This is a genomic window from Micromonospora maris AB-18-032 (assembly GCF_000204155.1).
Classification (GTDB): domain Bacteria; phylum Actinomycetota; class Actinomycetes; order Mycobacteriales; family Micromonosporaceae; genus Micromonospora; species Micromonospora gifhornensis.
The window spans coordinates 5,441,867-5,459,416 of the sequence record NC_015434.1 but is presented as its reverse complement, the minus strand read 5'-3'; the positions used below and the strand labels follow the sequence as shown (position 1 = coordinate 5,459,416).

Annotated in this window: 15 protein-coding genes; 9 read left to right on the top strand and 6 right to left on the bottom strand. The window is 67.7% G+C overall.

Going from position 1 to position 17,550, the window contains the following annotated elements:
• Positions 1–22 precede the first annotated feature (22 nt).
• Positions 23–1,267, bottom strand: a complete 1,245-nt coding sequence (locus tag VAB18032_RS24075; RefSeq protein ID WP_013735533.1) for a glycosyltransferase — start codon at positions 1,265–1,267, stop codon at positions 23–25.
• Between the two features lie 285 nt (positions 1,268–1,552).
• Between VAB18032_RS24075 and VAB18032_RS24070 the strand changes: the two genes are divergently transcribed.
• On the top strand, positions 1,553–1,936 hold the full coding sequence (locus VAB18032_RS24070; RefSeq protein WP_013735532.1) for a YciI family protein: 384 nt from the start codon (positions 1,553–1,555) through the stop codon (positions 1,934–1,936).
• A gap of 200 nt (positions 1,937–2,136) precedes the next feature.
• A complete protein-coding gene (locus VAB18032_RS24065) occupies positions 2,137–3,297 on the top strand; it encodes an epoxide hydrolase family protein (RefSeq protein ID WP_013735531.1) in 1,161 nt (386 codons plus the stop codon).
• Positions 3,298–3,397: 100 nt separating this feature from the next.
• On the opposite strand, the gene VAB18032_RS24060 is transcribed toward VAB18032_RS24065, so the two are convergent.
• Complete coding sequence (locus tag VAB18032_RS24060; RefSeq protein WP_013735530.1) at positions 3,398–4,579, bottom strand: acyl-CoA dehydrogenase family protein; 1,182 nt, start codon at positions 4,577–4,579, stop codon at positions 3,398–3,400.
• A gap of 347 nt (positions 4,580–4,926) precedes the next feature.
• Here VAB18032_RS24060 and VAB18032_RS24055 point away from each other — a divergent pair, with 347 nt between their 5' ends.
• The 3 genes from VAB18032_RS24055 (at position 4,927) to VAB18032_RS24045 (ending at position 8,995) form a co-directional block, all read left to right on the top strand.
• Entirely contained in the window at positions 4,927–6,159 is a 1,233-nt protein-coding gene (locus VAB18032_RS24055) for an FAD-dependent oxidoreductase (protein WP_232510854.1), read from the top strand.
• A gap of 45 nt (positions 6,160–6,204) precedes the next feature.
• Positions 6,205–7,446, top strand: a complete 1,242-nt coding sequence (locus VAB18032_RS24050) for a cytochrome P450 family protein (RefSeq protein WP_043721757.1) — start codon at positions 6,205–6,207, stop codon at positions 7,444–7,446.
• Between the two features lie 94 nt (positions 7,447–7,540).
• Positions 7,541–8,995, top strand: coding sequence for an MFS transporter (locus tag VAB18032_RS24045; protein ID WP_013735527.1), 1,455 nt, complete (start codon positions 7,541–7,543; stop codon positions 8,993–8,995).
• Positions 8,996–9,069: 74 nt separating this feature from the next.
• On the opposite strand, the gene VAB18032_RS24040 is transcribed toward VAB18032_RS24045, so the two are convergent.
• Entirely contained in the window at positions 9,070–10,293 is a 1,224-nt protein-coding gene (locus VAB18032_RS24040; RefSeq protein WP_013735526.1) for an RNA polymerase sigma factor, read from the bottom strand.
• Between the two features lie 2 nt (positions 10,294–10,295).
• Positions 10,296–10,685 (bottom strand): YciI family protein, encoded by a 390-nt coding sequence (locus tag VAB18032_RS24035; RefSeq protein WP_013735525.1) that lies wholly within the window; start codon positions 10,683–10,685, stop codon positions 10,296–10,298.
• Between the two features lie 255 nt (positions 10,686–10,940).
• On the opposite strand from VAB18032_RS24035, the gene VAB18032_RS24030 reads away from it, so the two are divergent.
• Entirely contained in the window at positions 10,941–11,654 is a 714-nt protein-coding gene (locus VAB18032_RS24030; protein WP_013735524.1) for a DUF899 domain-containing protein, read from the top strand.
• Positions 11,655–11,713: 59 nt separating this feature from the next.
• Here the strand turns inward: VAB18032_RS24030 and VAB18032_RS24025 are convergent, their stop codons facing one another.
• Positions 11,714–12,607, bottom strand: a complete 894-nt coding sequence (locus tag VAB18032_RS24025) for an NAD-dependent epimerase/dehydratase family protein (protein WP_013735523.1) — start codon at positions 12,605–12,607, stop codon at positions 11,714–11,716.
• Positions 12,608–12,906: 299 nt separating this feature from the next.
• Between VAB18032_RS24025 and VAB18032_RS24020 the strand changes: the two genes are divergently transcribed.
• The gene (locus VAB18032_RS24020) at positions 12,907–14,067 is read left to right on the top strand and encodes an epoxide hydrolase family protein (RefSeq protein ID WP_013735522.1); all 1,161 of its coding nucleotides are present in this window, start codon (positions 12,907–12,909) and stop codon (positions 14,065–14,067) included.
• Between the two features lie 185 nt (positions 14,068–14,252).
• Here VAB18032_RS24020 and VAB18032_RS24015 read toward each other — a convergent pair whose 3' ends face one another.
• The gene (locus VAB18032_RS24015; protein WP_013735521.1) at positions 14,253–14,615 is read right to left on the bottom strand and encodes an immunity 51 family protein; all 363 of its coding nucleotides are present in this window, start codon (positions 14,613–14,615) and stop codon (positions 14,253–14,255) included.
• 58 nt (positions 14,616–14,673) lie between these two features.
• On the opposite strand from VAB18032_RS24015, the gene VAB18032_RS24010 reads away from it, so the two are divergent.
• Positions 14,674–15,255 carry a hypothetical protein gene (locus VAB18032_RS24010; protein ID WP_013735520.1) on the top strand — a complete coding sequence of 194 codons (582 nt, stop codon included), beginning with the start codon at positions 14,674–14,676 and terminating at the stop codon, positions 15,253–15,255.
• A gap of 782 nt (positions 15,256–16,037) precedes the next feature.
• Positions 16,038–17,420: an ApeA N-terminal domain 1-containing protein gene (locus tag VAB18032_RS33560; RefSeq protein ID WP_158309511.1), complete on the top strand. Its 1,383-nt coding sequence runs from the start codon at positions 16,038–16,040 to the stop codon at positions 17,418–17,420.
• Positions 17,421–17,550 lie beyond the last annotated feature (130 nt).

Here is a 17,550-nt window from a genome sequence, read left to right as displayed (position 1 = left end):
CGGCCCCTCGTTCTGGTCTGTGTCAGCCGGCCGTCATGCCGGGGTCGAGCAGTTCCACCTTGCGCCCGATGCGCTGCGCCTCGGCCAGGACGTGTCCGCGCCAGGTGTCCCAGAGCCCGGCCAGCCGCGACGTGATCAGCACCGTGTCGACCGACTGGTCCTCCAGCAGGGTCCGCACCCCCAGCGCGTGCAGCGGGGTGTGCGGAGTGTCTGCGGTGGCCTGCCGCACCAGCGCGGCGTCGAAGTCGGCCACGAACGACGGCGGCAGCTGCGGGGGCAGCACGCCACCGGCACCGAACACGGCGATCCGCTCACCGGGACCGATCCGGGTCGCGGCCTGCGCGAGCTCGGCGGCGACGTCGACCTCGGCCACCTGCTGCGACCAGCGCTCCAGATCCAGCCAGCACTGTTCCCAACGCCAGTACTCGTTGGCGACACACAGCACGTAGCCGATCTCGATGACCGGCTCGGGGTACTTGCGCAGGAACTTGAAGGTGTTGGCCACCATCTCCGGCCACCGCTTGGTCATGTCCCGCTCGTGCGGCCACTCGATGATCCAGTTGTCCTTGTCGAAGTGCGGGGCGACCCCGGCGCGGAGCAGCTTGAACCCCATTTCCAGGTCCTCGCCGCCCCAACCGGTCATCGACTCGTCGAAGCCACCCACGGCGTGGAAGTCCTCGGCCCGCATGGACACGTTGAGGGCGAAGAACAGCTGCCAGGGCAGGGGCATCGCTTCGAGTTCGAAGTCGTACGCGGCCAACGCGTCGTGCCGTACGTCGCGGAAGGCAGGCAGGTCGCGGTACTTGGCGAGCACCTCTTCCGGGCGCATCGTTGCCAGGTCCCGGTCCAGCCCCTCCAGCGCGGGATAGCGCGGGTCGTAGCCCCAGCCGTAGCCCAGGACGCTGCGCCGTGGGGCGCCGACGTGCGCCGAGATGTGCCGCTCGACCAGGTCCGGCGCGAGCATCCCGCCGCCGTCCAGGAAGATCAGGATTTCCGCCTCGGCGATGGCGGCGCCGCGGTTGCGGGCGAGGCTGACCCGGTCGCCCAGGTCCTCCTGGAAGCAGTACTTCAGGCGCAGGCGTTCGCTGAACGAGGCCACCACGTCGGCCGTGTCGTCGGCGGAGCCGTCGTCGGAGACGATCACCTCGAAGTCCGACAGCGGCTGAGTCTGTCGGGTGAGCTGCTCCAGCATGAGACGCAGCAGGTCGGCGCGGTTGTAGGTGGGAATGATGACCGAGGCGTGCGGCGTCGTCGTGCTGTCGATCATATCGTCGCCTCTCATTGTCTGGCCGTCTCGACCGCCACATCATCACTGGCCGGCCCGGGGGTGTGCATTTCGCAGAATGCGCAGTTCGGAGCGGCTGGTGAGGCGCTGCGTGAGCGGCCGTCGGGAGGCTCACGACGGCGGTGTGCGGCAGTCCCGATGATCGGCGGTGAATCGCCGCGACAGCGGCACCACGGGGCCGGTGAGCCCGCCGTGATGTCGAACCAGGGGCCGCTGATCCGACCCTCTTGAGAGGGGGCCGCGGCGGTGCCCGGGCGGAGGAGTGGCGTGAGATATGTCCTGCTGATCCACAGTGATCCCGACAGCTGGGTGCATCCGATGTTCCTGCCCAGCGGCACCGACGTCGACCTGTGCGACGCCCGGGCCGCGGCTTTCGCCAAGCTGCTGCGGGAGATCACGGAGTCGGGCGAACTGATCGCCGCGTCCGCGCTGGCCGACCCGATCACCAGCACGACAGTACGCCGCAGCGGCGGAGCCCTGTTGGCGACCGACGGGCCCGTGGTGCCGGCCCGCAGCCACCTGGCGGGCTTCCTGGTCGTGGACGTCGACAGTCCGCAGCGCGCCGTCGAGGTGGCCGCTCGACTGCCCGCGGCCGGTGACGGCCGGGTCGAGATACGCCCGGTGATGGGATTGTCCGGTATGGAAATGTGATGCCTTGCGATGCATTTCCTCCGTAGTGCGCTATTCCAGGTGGTTGGGAGGGTTATCGACGGTCTGGTCCGGAACTAGAGTGGGGATACGAGTGCCGTTGACCGTGAGGTCCGGCGTCGCCGTCTATCGCCTTCGCGCTGATCCTTCGAGTGTTCCGGTTGATGACGTGCGGCGCTGCTCCGTCCTGTGAGGAGTGTTGAATGGTTCCGTACCGCATCGAAGTTCCGCAGGAAGCCCTCGACGACCTGGACCGGCGATTAGCCGCGACGCGCTGGCCGGGGGAGATGCCCGGCGCAGGGTGGGATCGTGGTGCGCCGGTCGGCTATCTGCGCACGTTGGCCGAGTACTGGCGGGCCGGCTATGACTGGCGGGCCGCCGAGGCCGAGTTGAACCGGTTGCCGCAGTTCACCACCGAGATCGACGGCGCGAACATCCATTACGTGCATGTGCGTTCGCCGGAGCCGGATGCGACGCCGATGATCATCACGCATGGTTGGCCGGGGTCGTTCGTGGAGTATCTGGATGTGATTGGTCCGTTGACTGATCCGCGGGCGCATGGTGGTAGTCCGGAGGATGCGTTTCATCTGGTGATTCCGACGTTGCCGGGGTTCGGGTTGTCGGGTCCGTTGCGTGAGCCGGGGTGGAGCATGCCGCGGGTGGCCGGGGCGTGGGCGCAGTTGATGGCCCGGTTGGGTTATGACCGGTACGTGGCTCAGGGTGGGGACTTCGGGTCCTGGGTCACCGTGATGCTGGCGGGCATGGACCACGAGCATGTGCTCGGCGGGCATCTCAACTTCCTGCCCACCCCGGCGGTGACCGAGTCCGAGCTGGCCCAGCTGACCGAGGCGGAGCAGGAGCGGCTCTACCAGTTCTGGCGTACCAGCGGGCAGCTGGCCGGACACCTCTACATCCAGTCGACCCGGCCGCAGACGTTGGGGTACGGCCTGACGGATTCGCCGGTGGGGCAGTTGGCCTGGATCGTGGAGAAGTTCAAGGACTGGACCGACTCGGCGAAGGTGCCCGAGGACGCTGTCGACCGGGACCGGATGCTGACAAACGTGATGCTGTACTGGTTGACCTCGACCGGGGCGTCCTCGGCGCACTTCTACTACGAGAACGCGGCACTGCTGCCCATCGCCACCACGCCGCCGCCCGAGCTGCCACCGCCGCCGTTACCGTTCGGCGTCGCGGTGTTTCCGTACGACGTGGGCCAGCCGATCCGGCGTTTCGCCGAGCGTGGGCTGCCGAACATCGTGCAGTGGAGCGAGTACGACCGGGGCGGCCACTTCCCGGCGATGGAGGTGCCGGATCTGTTCGTCGGCGACCTGCGCGCCTTCGCCGCCAAGATCCGCCAGGGCTGAGCCCGCCGGCCGGGGCGCGGGGGCGCGGCCCGTCCAGGAGCACCGAGCCTGAACCGCTGGCCACCGTCCGTGCAGGGTGGCCAGCGGTTTCGGGTGACGCTCAGACGAAGAAGGTGTTGGGTTCCTGGCCGCACAGGATCCGGCCGTACAACTCCAGGTTGGTGCTGGGCAGGTTCAGCGCGTGCAGGTTGATCGTCTGCATGTCGCGCTGGATGCGCTGGATCGGGATGGTCGAGTAGATCGAGGACGCGCCGCTGGCCATGGCGTAGATGTTCACCGCGTCCATGCCCAACTGGCAGACACGGCCCACCGCCATCCGGGCGTACGCGCGCTCCTTCAGGCTCCATGGCTCGGCCCGCAGGCCCTTCCCGTCGACCATCTCGGCGAGCCGCCGGGCGTGGTACTCCGCCTCGTCGATCTTCAGGTCGGCGTCGGCGACCTGAAGGTGCGTGACCGGTGCCTCGATCTGGCTGGCGTACCCGGTGTTGGTGATCGGGCGGCCGGGTACCCGCTCGAAGAACGCCTCCCGCGCCGCCTGGGCCAGGCCGACGATCTTGCCGGTGGTGGCGGCGGAGACGGCACCGACCATCGGACCGCGATAGATCGGCAGGTCGCGGTTGAGGACGGACGCGTACTGCTGCTGCATCAACGCGCTGATCTTGATGTACTTCGCGGTGGGGATGAACAGATCCTGCGTCCGCAGGGTGACGCTGCCGGTGCCCCGCAGACCGGAGACCTCCCAGTCGTCCTCGACCTCGAAGGCGCTCATCGGCGCGATCGCCAGGACCGGCTCCGCACCGCCCTCACCGTCGGGCAGGATCGCCGACAGCAGCTTCCACTGGCTGTGCGCGGCGCCGCTGTTGAAGTTCCACTGCCCGGACACCACGATGCCGCCGTCCTTGGGCACCGCCATCGCGGTCGGGGCCAGCGTGCCGCAGACGCGTACGTCCGGAGAGGTGAAGACCTCCTCCTGCACCTCGTCGGGGAACATGCCGACGTTCCACGACATGATCCACCAGGCGGCCGTGTTGAAGGCAGCCGATCCGTCACCACGACCGAGTTCGATGCCGACGTCGACGAGGGTCCGGGTGTCGCAGGCGTAGCCGCCGAACCGTTCCGGAATGCGTAGCCGGAAGATCCCGGCTTCGGTCATCGCCTGCACGGTCTCGTCGGTCAGCCCGCGATTGCGCTCCGACGCCAGGGCGTTGGCCCGCAGCACGGGCACCAGGTCGGCCGCGCGCCGGCGGAGTTCGTCACGGGTGGGTTTCTGGCTGACGTCCACGGGTTCTCCTTTGTCGGGCCGCACGGACCGGCACATTAATGCGCAATCCCGAAGCTGCCGAAAATGGTTGCGGCGTGCTTCATCTGTGAGTCGCATGAGCGTTTCGCACGCCGATGCTAGCGATCCGAGTCGGACGCCGAGAAGGCCCACTGGCTGCGAATGTCGCAGCAATATGCGAGATGTACGTCGATGAGAAGTTGACAAGAATGGCTTCCGACAATCGAGAACATCAATTCCGGATGGGGGCCACGCGGATGGCTGACTATCTCGGTGACCACGCCGTCGTCCTGGGGGGCAGTGTTGCGGGATCGCTCGCGGCCCGCCTGCTCTCGGACCACTACCGGCAGGTGACACTGATTGATCGCGACACCCTCATCGGGCCGGAGGACGACTCGCGTCGCGCCGTGCCCCAGGGCCACCACATCCACGCTCTGCTGGCCCGGGGACAGCAGATCCTGGACGAGCTGTTCACCGGCTTCACCGACGAACTCGCCTCGATCGGCGTACCGATCGGCGACTTCGGCACGAGCCTGAGCTGGTACTTCAACGGCAGGATGATCCAGAAGGCGGAGACCGGCCTGATCTGTGTCGCCGCCGGGAGGCCGCTGCTGGAGTCCCGCCTGCGCGGCCGGGTCAGGGCGCTGCCCAACGTGACCTACCGCGAGCGCACCGACATCGTCGACCTGGTCGCCGCACCCGGCCGCGACCGGATCACCGGCGTCCGCGTCCAGGCGCACGACGCCGCCGAACCGGAGGTGCTCGACGCCGACCTGGTCGTCGACGCCACCGGCCGCGGCACCCGGACGCCCAGGTGGCTGGAGCAACTCGGCTACCCGAGCGTGCCCGAGGAACGGGTCAAGATGGAGTTGACCTACACCACCTGCCACTTCCACGGCCCGCTGAACTTCGACCCGATCGGCGACGACATCGCCCTGCTGCCGGTGGCCACACCGGGAATGCCCCGAGGCGCGATCTTCGCCCGGCTGCCCGACCGGTACGCCCTGTCGCTGACCGGCATCCTCGGCGAGAAGCCGCCGACAGACATGCACGGCTACCTGGAGTACGCCAAGTCCCTGCCGGTGCCCGAGATCTACAAGGCGCTCCGCGACGCGGAGCCGATGGGCGCCCCGGCGATGTTCCACTTCCCGGCCAGCATCCGGCGCCGCTACGAGCGGATGAGCCGGCTGCCCGACGGCCTGCTCGCCATCGGCGACGCGGCAGCGGTCTTCAACCCGGTGTACGGCCAGGGCATGACCGTCGCCGCGATCGGCGCGACAGTGCTGGGCAAACACCTCGCCAAGGGGGTGCCGCAGCCCCGGGCGTACTTCCGGGATCTGTCCGCGATCGTCGACGCGCCGTGGGACATGGCCGCCGGCGCCGACCTGGGCTTCCCCGGTGTGGTGGGCAAACGGACGCTGAAGACCCGCCTGGGCAACAGCTACATACCCCGGGTTCAGGCGGCCGCCGCCTCCGACGGCGTGCTCTCGGCGGCCTTCCTGCGTACGGCCGGTCTCGTCGATCCACCCACGGCGCTGATGAAGCCGAGCGTGATGTCCCGGGTCTTCTTCGGAAAACGGTGACCCGTCCCTCCCCACCCCATCGAACGTGTCTGTAGGAGGCATCCCATGCAGAGGCGCTGCCCGCACCTCATGGACCGCAACGGCGAGGACATCCACGCCGAGACCGAGGAGATCCGCAAGCAGGGGCCGGTGGCCCAGGTCGAGCTGCCCGGTGGGGTGCTCGCCTGGTCGGTCACCAGCCATGACCTGGTCAAGCGGGTGCTCAGCGACGACCGGTTCGCCAAGGACCCGCGCCAGCACTGGCCCGCGTTCATCAACGGCGAGATCCCGCCCGACTGGCCCATGATCACCTGGGTGGTGATGGACAACATGACCACCCGCGACGACCCCGACCACGAGCGGCTGCGGCGGGTCATCTCGCAGGGCTTCTCGGCGCGCCGGGTCGAGGCGGCCCGCCCCCTGATCGAAGGCATCGCCAAGCGGCTGCTGGACAACCTGGAGCAGGTCCCCGCGGGCACGGTGGTCGACCTGAAGAAGGCGTACTGCTACCCGCTGCCCGCCTCGGTCGTCTGCGACCTGTTCGGCGTGCCCGAGGAGGCGCGGGCCGACGCCCTCAAGGGCGGCGAGGTCAACGTCAGCACCAACATCAGCGGCGAGGAGGCGGAAGCCAACGTCGAGCAGTGGCACAAGGCGATGGAGGACCTGGTCGCCGAGAAGCACGCCCGACCCGGCGACGACCTCACCAGCCTGCTGATCGCCCGCAGGAGCGTCGACGACGAGATCCTCACCGACGAGGAGATGGTCGGCACCCTGCACCTGATGCTGGGCGCCGGCTCCGAGACGTTGATGAACCTGCTGAGCCACGCGATCCTCAACCTGCTCACCCACCCCGACCAGCTCGAACTGGTCCGCAGCGGGCAGGTCGGCTGGGACGCGGTCATCGAGGAGACGCTGCGGGTGCAGTCGCCGGTGGCGCAGCTGCCGTTCCGGTTCGCCACCGAGGACATCCAGCTCGGCGACGTGCTCATCGAGACCGGCGACCCGGTGATGATCGGCTTCGCCGGGGTCGGCCGCGACCCGGCCGTGCACGGCGAGACCCGCGCCGAGTTCGACATCACCCGTGCCGACAAGACCCACCTGTCCTTCGGCCACGGCGTGCACTTCTGCCTCGGTGCGCCGCTGGCCCGGCTGGAGGCGGCGATCGCCCTGCCGGCGGTCTTCGAGCGCTTCCCCGACATGCGGCTCGCCGTAGCGCCCGAGGAGCTCAAGCCGCAGGGCACCTTCATCATGAACGGCCACGCGGCGCTCCCGGTGTACCTCAAGGCACCCGTCCCGGCGGCGGCCTGATTCCTGATGACGCAGGGCTCTTCCACATCGCGCGGGAAGGGCCCTGCCCCCTGCGGCGCCAGCGCCGCCCGCCCACCCCCCAGAAGGACCTGCCATGGCCAACCCCTTGACCTCGGCCGCCCCGGCACACGCCGAGCAACCCGACACGCGCCGCTGGCTGGCGCTCATCCTGCTGTGCACCGCGAACTTCATGGTCATCCTCGATTCGCAGATCGTGATCATGGCGCTGCCGCCGATATCGGAGGCGCTGCACCTGACGCCCGAGGCGGCGCAGTGGGTGATCAACGCCAACCTGCTGACCTTCGGTGGTCTGCTGCTGCTCGGCGGTCGGTTGGCTGACCTGCTCGGCCGGCGGCGCATCTTCATTCTGGGTACGGTGCTGTTCCTGCTGGTCTCGGTCGCGTCCGGACTCGCCCCGAACGCGGAGGTCCTCATCGCCGCGCGGGCGCTGCACGGTGTGTCGGCCGCGTTGATGGCACCGACCGCGCTGTCCATCCTCAGCACGACGTTCGCCGAGGGTGCCCCGCGCAACAAGGCGCTGTCCCTGTGGGCCGGCATCGCCGGCATCGGCGCGGTCACCGCGCTGCTGATCGGTGGTGCGCTGGCGAGCATCGGCTGGCAGTGGATCTTCTTCGTCAACGTGCCGGTCGCGCTGATCATGCTCGTGATCAGCCCGCTGCTGCTGCGGGAGAGCCGGGATGCGGGTATCCCGCGCACCTACGACGTGGCAGGGGCGCTCACCAGCACCACCGGCCTGGTGCTGCTGGTCTACGCGGTGGTGGTCGCGCCCGTGCAGGGTTGGCTGAGCCCGGTCACGCTGGGCCTGATCGCCGCCTCCGGCGTGCTGTTCGCGCTCTTCGTCGTCATCGAACGCCGCTCCAGCGCTCCGCTGGTGCCACTGAACATCTTCCGCAAGCCGAACCTCACCGGCGGCAACCTCGCGATGGTGACGATGGGCATGCTGGCGTTCGGCTTCTCGGTGACGATCTCGCAGTACTCGCAGATCGTCCTCGGGCTGTCGCCGCTGGAGTTCGGCCTGCGCCAGGCGATCATGCCGGCCATGGCGTTCATCGGCGCGTACGTCGGGCAGCGCTTCGTCACCCGGCTCGGTTTCCGGCCGGTCGCCGCGGTCTGCCTGGTCCTGCTGGGCGCGGGCAGCCTGATCATGGCGTTGACCGCGACCGGGTCGATGTCCTACGGCGCGACCTTCCTGGCGCTGGTGCCGTTCGGAGTGGGGCTCGGGCTGGGCACCACGGCCGCCTCCGCGGCGGCGCTGTCCGGGGTCGCGTACTCCGAGTCCGGCCTGGCGTCCGGCTTCAACACCGCGGCCCAGCAGGTCGGCGGCGGCCTCGGCGTCGCGGTCGTGCTGACCGTCATCGCCTCGTACGCCCCGGCCGTGGCATCGCCGACGGCGGGCTTCCAGGCCGCGTTCGCCGCCTGCGTGGTGTTCGCCATCGTGGGCCTGGTCATCACACTGACGATGATGCGCAGCAAGCGGGCCACCGACGCCGCCCTTGCCGCGCCCACACCCGCCCTCAACCACCTCTGACAGTCGGAACGGTTTCCGGGCCCCGGCCGGCACCTGCCGTCCGGGGCTCAGCCGTGCGGTGAGGGCTCAGGCGCTCATTCGTGCAGCCGGGTGGCGCGTGCCTCCAGGTAGCGGCGTTCCGGCAGGTTCGTCGCGCGCCGCGCCGCCGCTTCGTACGCCTCAAGGGCCGCCCGACGGTCGCCCGCCAGCTCCAGCAGATGCGCGCGTACCGCCAGCAGGCGATGGCTGCCCGCGAGACGCTCGTCGGAGTCCAGCGTGGCCAGCAACTCCAAGCCGCGGCGCGGGCCGTGCGCCATGGCCAGCGCCACCGCCTTGTTGAGCCGCACCACCGGATTGGGCCAGACCTGCTCCAGCAGGTCGTAGAGGACGAGGATCTGCGGCCAGTCGGTGTCCTCGGCGCGCTCTGCCTCGTCGTGCAGCGCCGCAATCGCCGCCTGCAACTGGTACGGCCCGATGGGTGCGTTGCTCAGCGTCCCGGTCACCAGGTGGACGCCCTCGGCGATCTGGTCCTGATTCCACCTGGACCGGTCCTGGTCGGCCAACGCGATCAGAGCCCCGTCCGGGCCGGTACGCGCCGGACTACGCGCGTCGGTCAGCAGCATGAGCGCGAGCAGCCCGGCCACCTCGCCGTCGTCGGGCAGCAGCCGGTGGATCTCCCGGGTGAGCCGGATCGCCTCGCGGGTCAGGTCGGGTCGCCGCAGATCGGGACCGGAGGTGGCCGTGTAACCCTCGTTGAAGATCAGGTAGAGCACGTGACGGACCACCCGCAGCCGCTCGTGCAGGTCCGCGCCGGTCGGCATCTGGAAGGTCGCGCCGGCCGCCTTGATCTGCCGCTTGGCCCGGCTGATCCGCTGGCTCATGGTCGCGTCCGGCACCATGAACGCGCTGGCGATCTGGGCCGTCGTGAGACCGCCGACAGCCCGCAGCGTCAGCGCCATCTGCGCGGGCCGCGACAGCGCCGGATGGCAGCACAGCAGCAGCAGGATGAGCGTGTCGTCGCCGTGCGGCAGGTCGTCACCCGGACCGGCGGCGACGAACTCGTCCCGGGGCGTCAACGCGGCCGAGTTGACCTCCCGCTTCTGGCGGGCGGCCTCACTGCGGCGCAGATCGGTCAGCCGGCGACTGGCCACCGTGATCAACCACGCCAACGGGAAGTCGGGCATGCCCTGCTCCGGCCATTGCACCACGGCCGCGAGCAACGCCTCCTGCACCGCGTCCTCGCAGGCGTCGAAGTCGCCGTACCGCCGGACGAGAACGCTGAGGACCTGCGGCACGAGACCGCGCAGCAGATCCTGCACAGTTAACTCTCCATACCCGACAGATCCGCCAGCGGCCGCAGCTCCACCGTGCCGTAGCGCGAGTCGGGCAGCCGGGAGGCGATCTCGATCGCCCGCTCCTCGCTCGCGACGTCGATCAGGAAGAACCCGGCCAGGTGCTCCTTGGCGTCGGCGAACGGGCCATCGGTCACCGTCAGCTGCTCGTCGCGTACGCGCAGCGCCTTGCTCGTGGACGGCGCGTCGAGCGCGGCCGACTCGATCAGCTCACCCGACTGCTCGATCTCCGTCAGCAGCGCGCCGAACTCCTTGAGCCGGGTCGCCTGCGCCTCGGGCTCCAACTGCTCACGTTGGTGGAGGAACATCGGGTGCGCCCACTTGGTCGGGTTGCTGTGGATCAGGACGACATACTTCATGGTTCACCCTCGGGGTCCGGCGCCCGCACGGCGCCTCTCGTAAGGTAAGTCGAAGTGAAGAGGCCGATGTCGACATCCCGGCAGCTCGCACTCCAGGCGGGCCGGCAACTGAGCCAGGCTAGAACATCGCCCCGGAGCGGACAACGACGCCACGCGGGTCGATGGATGCCGGCGTACGGCACCGGTCACGTCGAAATCCCGCGTCCGGCACCGACTCACTTGTGAGACGGGAATTCGGATGGAAGGGAAGGGCATATGGGTCTGCCTACAGTTGTCGACCGGGAGGAATGGCTGGTCGCCCGCAAGGCGCTGCTGGCCACCGAGGCCGCGGCGAACGAGGCGCGGCGCGCCGCCACCGCCGAGCGGCAGCGACTGCCCATGGTCCGCGTGGACAAGAAGTACGTCTTCGAGGGGCCGCAGGGCACCGTGAGCCTGGCCGACATGTTCGAAGGTCGACGCCAGCTGATCGTCTACCACATGATGTTCGACCCGGCCTGGGAAGAAGGCTGCCGGTTCTGCTCGCTGCTGATGGACAACGTCGGTCACCCCGCCCACCTGCACGCACGCAACACGACCTTCGCCATCGTGTCCCGGGCGCCGTTGGCCAAGCTGCTGCGGCACCGCGAGCGCATGGGCTGGCCGCTGCCGTGGTACTCGTCGTTCGACTCGGACTTCAACTACGACTTCCACGTCACCCTCGACGAGGCGGTCGCCCCGGTCGAATACAACTACAAGGACAAGGCCACCCTGCTCGCCGAGGGAATGGACTTCTTCACCGAGGGCGAGCAGGGTGCGGTCAGCGTCTTCCTGCGCGACGGCGAGGACGTCTTCCACACCTACTCGTCCTACGGGTGGGAGAACGACATCCTGCACAACACGTTCAACTACCTTGACCTCACGCCGCTGGGCCGGCAGATGGAGGGGCCCGGCAGCGTGACGATCCGCCTGCACGACCGGTACCCGAGCTGATCCGCCGACAGCGTCCGGTGGCCGACCGTACGGCCGGCCGCCGGACGCGGCGGACATGCTCACCTCCGGTCGCGCCAGTCGGTCATCGGCTCGCGGCGCAGCTCGTGGCGCAGCGCCGTGACGATCGACGGGTACGCCGGACTCCAGCCCAGCAGGTGCCGGGTCTTCACCGCGGAGACCTCCTGATCCAGACGGAACAGGCCGGCGAGGACGGCGATCTCCGCCGGCGGCTCCTCGTCGAGCGGCCAGGAGATGGTCTTGCCGCCGCCGATCACGTCGGCGATGGCGTCGACCTCGATGCTCTCGGCGACCCCGTGCCAGTAGGTGCCGGGTGCGGCCTTCGCGGCCATCGCCACGTACAACCAGGCAAGATCCTCGACGTGTACGGCGGCCCAGCGCACACCCGGCTCGCCGATGTACACCCCCGCACCGACCCGGTCACGCAACGGGATCCACATGTCGCCCACCACACCGCCGCCGTTGCCGTAGATGAGACCGGGCCGTACGACGATGCCACCGCCCTCGACGGCGCGCCGTTCCACCGTGTCCCGCCATCCGACGAACGGGTGCGGCGTCGGGAGGGTGTCCTCGGCGCGGTAGCCCTCGCCGGAGACGTCCGATCCCGAGGTGTGGATCAGCGGTACGCCCGAGGCGAGCAACGCGTCGATCGCGGCCAGATCCCGCTCCTCGTCCAGCGGAGGTCCGAGGTTGACGACCAGGTCGAAGCCCTGGGCCGCCCGGGTCAGTGACGCCGGATCGGTCAGGTCGCCCGGCACGGTGGGGTAGCGGGCCGAGACCTTCGTGCCGCCGGGCCGCTGCAGGCCGGTGACCTGGTATCCGGACTGCACGAAAGCGCGGGCGGTGTGGGTGCCGACATACCCGGCGGCACCGATGATCAGCACTTTCGCCGGCGGATGGATGCCCGCCCCGACCTGGACCTCGAATTCCGACATGTCGTCCCCCTCTTCTCGGGAATGATTTCCATGGCTCGATGTCGGCCGATACCGCCCAGGCGAGTGTGGACAGTTGTCTCCAGAGATCAATGCTCTAGCGGAAAGCGCCGCCGAAGCTTCCTTCATCGTGCTCGATATTCCCTGGTCACAAGGCTTTTCTGAGCGGCGGCGTGGCTACAGTGAGGTGGCGAGCGTCGTTGACCGCGTGGTCCGGCGCCGCCCGTCGATTGCCTCGCGTGGACCTCCTAACGTTCCGGGGCGCGGCGTGCGGCACTGATCCGTCCGTTAAGGAGTGTTGAATGGTTCCGTACCGCATCGAAATCCCGCAGGAAGCCCTCGACGACCTGGACCGGCGGCTGGCCGCGACGCGCTGGCCGGCGGAGATGCCAGGCGTGGGGTGGGAGCGCGGCGTGCCCGCCGACTACCTGCGTGAGCTGGTCGAATACTGGCGCACCAGCTACGACTGGCGGGCCACCGAGGCCGAGTTGAACCGGTTGCCGCAGTTCACTACCGAGATCGACGGCGCCAACATTCACTACGTGCACGTGCGTTCGCCGGAGCCGGACGCGACGCCGATGATCATCACGCACGGTTGGCCCGGGTCGTTCGTGGAGTATCTCGACGTGATCGGTCCGTTGACCGATCCGCGGGCGCACGGCGGCAACCCCGAGGACGCGTTTCACCTGGTGATCCCGACGTTGCCGGGGTTCGGGTTGTCGGGTCCGTTGCGTGAGCCGGGGTGGAGCATGCCGCGAGTGGCCGGAGCGTGGGCGCAGTTGATGGCCCGGCTGGGCTATGACCGGTACGTGGCTCAGGGCGGTGATTTCGGGTCGTGGGTCACCGTGATGCTGGCGGGCATGGACCACGAGCATGTGCTCGGCGGCCACCTGAACTTCCTCCCCACCCCGCCCAGCGACGACCCCGCAGACATGGCGGCGCTCACCGAGGTGGAATTGGGCCGGCTGAGCAAGCTCGGGCGCTTCGCCACCGAGCAGGCCGGCTACATGCACATCCAGTCGACCCGGCCGCAGACGTTGGGGTACGGCCTGACGGACTCGCCGGTCGGGCAGTTGGCCTGGATCGTGGAGAAGTTCAAGGACTGGACCGACTCGGCCAAGGTCCCCGAGGACGCTGTCGACCGGGACCGGATGCTGACAAACGTCATGCTGTACTGGCTGACCTCGACCGGGGCGTCCTCGGCGCACTTCTACTACGAGAACGCGGCACTACTGCCCATCGCCACCACCCCGCCGCCCCCGCCCCCGCCGCTGCCCACGCCGTTCGGCATCGCGGTCTTCCAGCACGACCCGGGCCAGCCGATCCGGCGCTTCGCCGAGCGCGGCCTGCCGAACATCGTGCAGTGGAGCGAGTACGACCGCGGCGGCCACTTCCCGGCGATGGAGGTCCCGGATCTGTTCGTCGGCGACCTACGCGCCTTCGCCGCCACAATCCGCCGCTGAGGTCGCAGACGCGGGCGGAACCGGCCTGGCACGACGACGGTCAGGCACTGGTCGTCGTGCGTCCAGCACCTCACCCGTCGGCAGCCAGTGGGCGGCTCGGCCCTACGCCGAGCCGCCCACCACGGCAGCCACCGGGGGAGCGCGGTGCCGGCTGACCGCCTCACCTGGTCGTGCATCCATTGTGGTCAGCGCACGCTGGTGTCTGGCCCCGCATCACGAAGCAGAGCGCTGAGCAGTGCCTCGTCGTGGTAGGCGGAGTGCAGGATCGACGCGAGGCGACGCAGCGCATCCAGGTTGGTGCTGTTCACGGCAAACGTCCCCGACTCAGACGTGAAGCTGAGATCGTCAGCGAGGCCCGGCTCCCTCGTCTGCACGACTGCCTCGGCCAGAGCTTCCCAGTCGTGACCGTTGCCTTCGGCTCCTGCCTCCTCGAACCTCTCCGCAACCTCTTCCATCTGCTCGTTAGTCAGGATGAGGCAGTAGGTGCCAGGAGCGTGGGGGTACTCCAGCAGCACGAAGGGAGCGAAGGTGGCCGGGTCGTCAAGCATCCACCTGATGCTAGGCGTGGGCAGACCCTAGGCTGACGCCCATGTCGCGGAGCATGCTGTGATCGACTTGGACGGGCAGAATCACCAGCCGGCCGAGACGGGAACCGGCACCTCTGACCGGCCGATGGCCAGGCGGAAGATGACCCTGCGCCTAGTCGCTGCGTTGGTGGTCGGCGTCGTGCTTGGCGGGTTCGGTGTCAGCGAGCTGCGCGACTCGCGTGATCTGCGGGAGCGGAACGCAGTGGTCGCGCTCGTGGCCCTACCTCAGTCGGCCAACTACGGAGGCTCGGCCGCCCAGGGATCGGTCCAACTGTCTGGGCAGTTGTTGTTGATCAATGCTGGCCCCGCGCCGATCACGGTTCGGGGGGTTCAGGCAGAGGGGCCGGGCGTCGCGGTACGCAGCATAGGACAACCCCGGCTGTTGCCCCCTGGCGGCACAGGTCAACTCCTGGTCGAGCTGCGGTTCGAGTGCGCGGTCGCATTCCAGCCGGAGCCGTTGTCGCTACGGTTTTCGGTGGAGACCGATGACAGGCAAGTCAGAGAGGTCACCCACCCCGTCGCTCTCGTAGGAAGCGCCTGGGAGCGTGATGCTCAGCGCATGTGTGAGCTGCACACAGCCAGGGCGGGCCTGGTCTCGTAGCGGCGAACAATGAAGCGGATCTCGGGGTACGGGCCGCCTCCGTACTCAGGGGCGCCGCCACCAAGATGCCGCCGTCTTCCAGCAACCCCGTACAGCGTCGACCTCCTCGCCGGTCGGAATCGTCTCGGCCTCGGCGATGGACGGGTGGGCCGTGACCTCATGTTGAGGTCCGCGACCTGCTGGGCCTACCAAGCTGTTGACCTGCGGTGGTGAGGGTGCGCCCGGCAGGATTCGAACCTGCGGCCTTGGGATTAGAAGTGGCATTCACGTCATGATATCTGGCTTCGGTGGTTGCTCTAGCTGCGCAAACACCTTCCCTGGCGTGCCCGACTTTCCCTGGCGGCCGGAATTTCGCACCACGAATAGCTCCACGTTGTTCGGCTTGACGGGGTGAACGCATTCGAGGCGGGGTGTCGCTCCGTGAGTCGCAGTCGCTGCTCGGTAGAGCTGGATGTCCGCCAGAGTCGGTATGCCCCCCGAGCCATCGTCATCTATCACTGTGAGTTAGATGCCAGCGGCCACCAAACCGAGAAGTGCCTCCGAGTCCGACAGGAACGCCGTGGCGGTTGGGGTGAGGTTGTCGTTGCTGAAGAGGCAATCGTCATGCTCGCGATACCTGCCGAACCTGTCCAGCGGCGACGGGCCGCTACGTGGGCGGTCGCGCCTAGACCTGCAGCCGTTACGCTTACCTACGTTAATCTGATCGAGATGTATCGGGACCGACGCATGTACGAGTGGAGGCGTATCGCGGTGGTTGCGCTTTACCAGTCTAAGGAACCAGAGTGACGGATGAAAAGGTCGCTGCCCTCCTTGGCGGCAGCATCGGATGGTTTTGGCCAGCCGACACCAAGCCTCGTGACATCAGCGAGGATCCAGAGAGGGGTTACCTTAGGCTTCTTCCGACAAATTTCGTTGAGCTTACCTCGCTCGATGAAGACCCTTTCGAAAACCGGAAGTCTTCGGCATTGCGAAGGCCGCGACTGATAACTGGGGCGACGGAAAACGGCGGGGTGCTAATCTTAAACATTACTGGGCGGAGCACGAAGACCACGATCGGCGGCTCCTTCGCGTCGGTGCGCTCATACCGGGCGCAGTCTGTTCTAGTCGGACTGGCGATAGATCAGGTTCGCAGTGAAAAGCTAACGTCTGTATCGGCCCATTTCTTCGGACTCTCGTCCTGGCTGGGAGTCTCGGCGGTATCGGAAAAGAGACACACTTCGGAACGGTCTAGAATTAAAGCGTTCGAAGTGCGGGTTGAATCACCGCCAGAACAGGTGGTCAAGATTAGTGGGGGTCGGGAAGTTGCGATCTCCGCATACTGGAGCGCCGTTGGAAGCCAAGACAGGCGGACGATCTTCGCACCCGGACAGATCGAGTGCCGATCCGCCAAACCGAAGACGCTGAGGGAGCTTCGGGACCCGATCCTTCGCATCCAAGATTTCATGTCATGGTGCTTTGATGGCTTTATCAGATCCGAGAGCGGCTTGGCTGAGCCAGACCTATCGGGGGAGCCCGACGTGTCGCCGAAGCTCTGGGATAAGCATTTGATGACTGTCCCTGGGGCCGTAGCGGAAGCCAAAAATAAAGATTTCCCCATTTTGCGGCTTTCGGATATTGGGGGCGTTCGTGCGCTCAGGCGTTGGCTGAGCCTGTGCGATAAGCACCTCCGAGCAGTGCGTCCGCTGATAGAGCCATTTCGGCAAGGCAAAGCCTCCCCGCCTTTGCGAATGCTTGAGGTTGCCTCGGCAATGGAGTACTGGGTTGCGGCGCACAGGCGGACTACTCAGTGGGCAAAGGCGAAGTGTCGTCTACCAAAACACAACGGGTGCGGGTACGCCTGGACGTTGGCGAACCACGTGGGTAGTGCCTTTAGTCAGTGGGTCGGAGATCGAGACGCTTGGGCTCACTCTTTCTGGGAGACCTACAACAAGTTGAAGCATGAGCCCGGCTACGTGATAGATGAATACAAGCTCAATGTTCTCGCCGATACGGGTGCCCTGCTCCTAGCCGCAGACCTTTTAAGTCGTGTTGCGGGAAGTAAGGCACCCGTACGGGCGCTTTTCGAAGACACATCTCACACGTGGCAGTTGCAGCGACAGGTCCAACAGCTTCTCAACGAACCCGAACCGACAGCTCGAAATCCCGGAGCAGGAGCAGGGGCGTAACTGCCGAAGTCCGCCCTGTGGATAGGGCGGCCCGCAAGCGTGCCGCGCCGGCTGCGGTCGGCCCGCTGGCGGCGCAAGCGCCGGCATGGGCCAGCGTGCCGGCAGCGAGGCCATACCTCCGGAGGGAGAT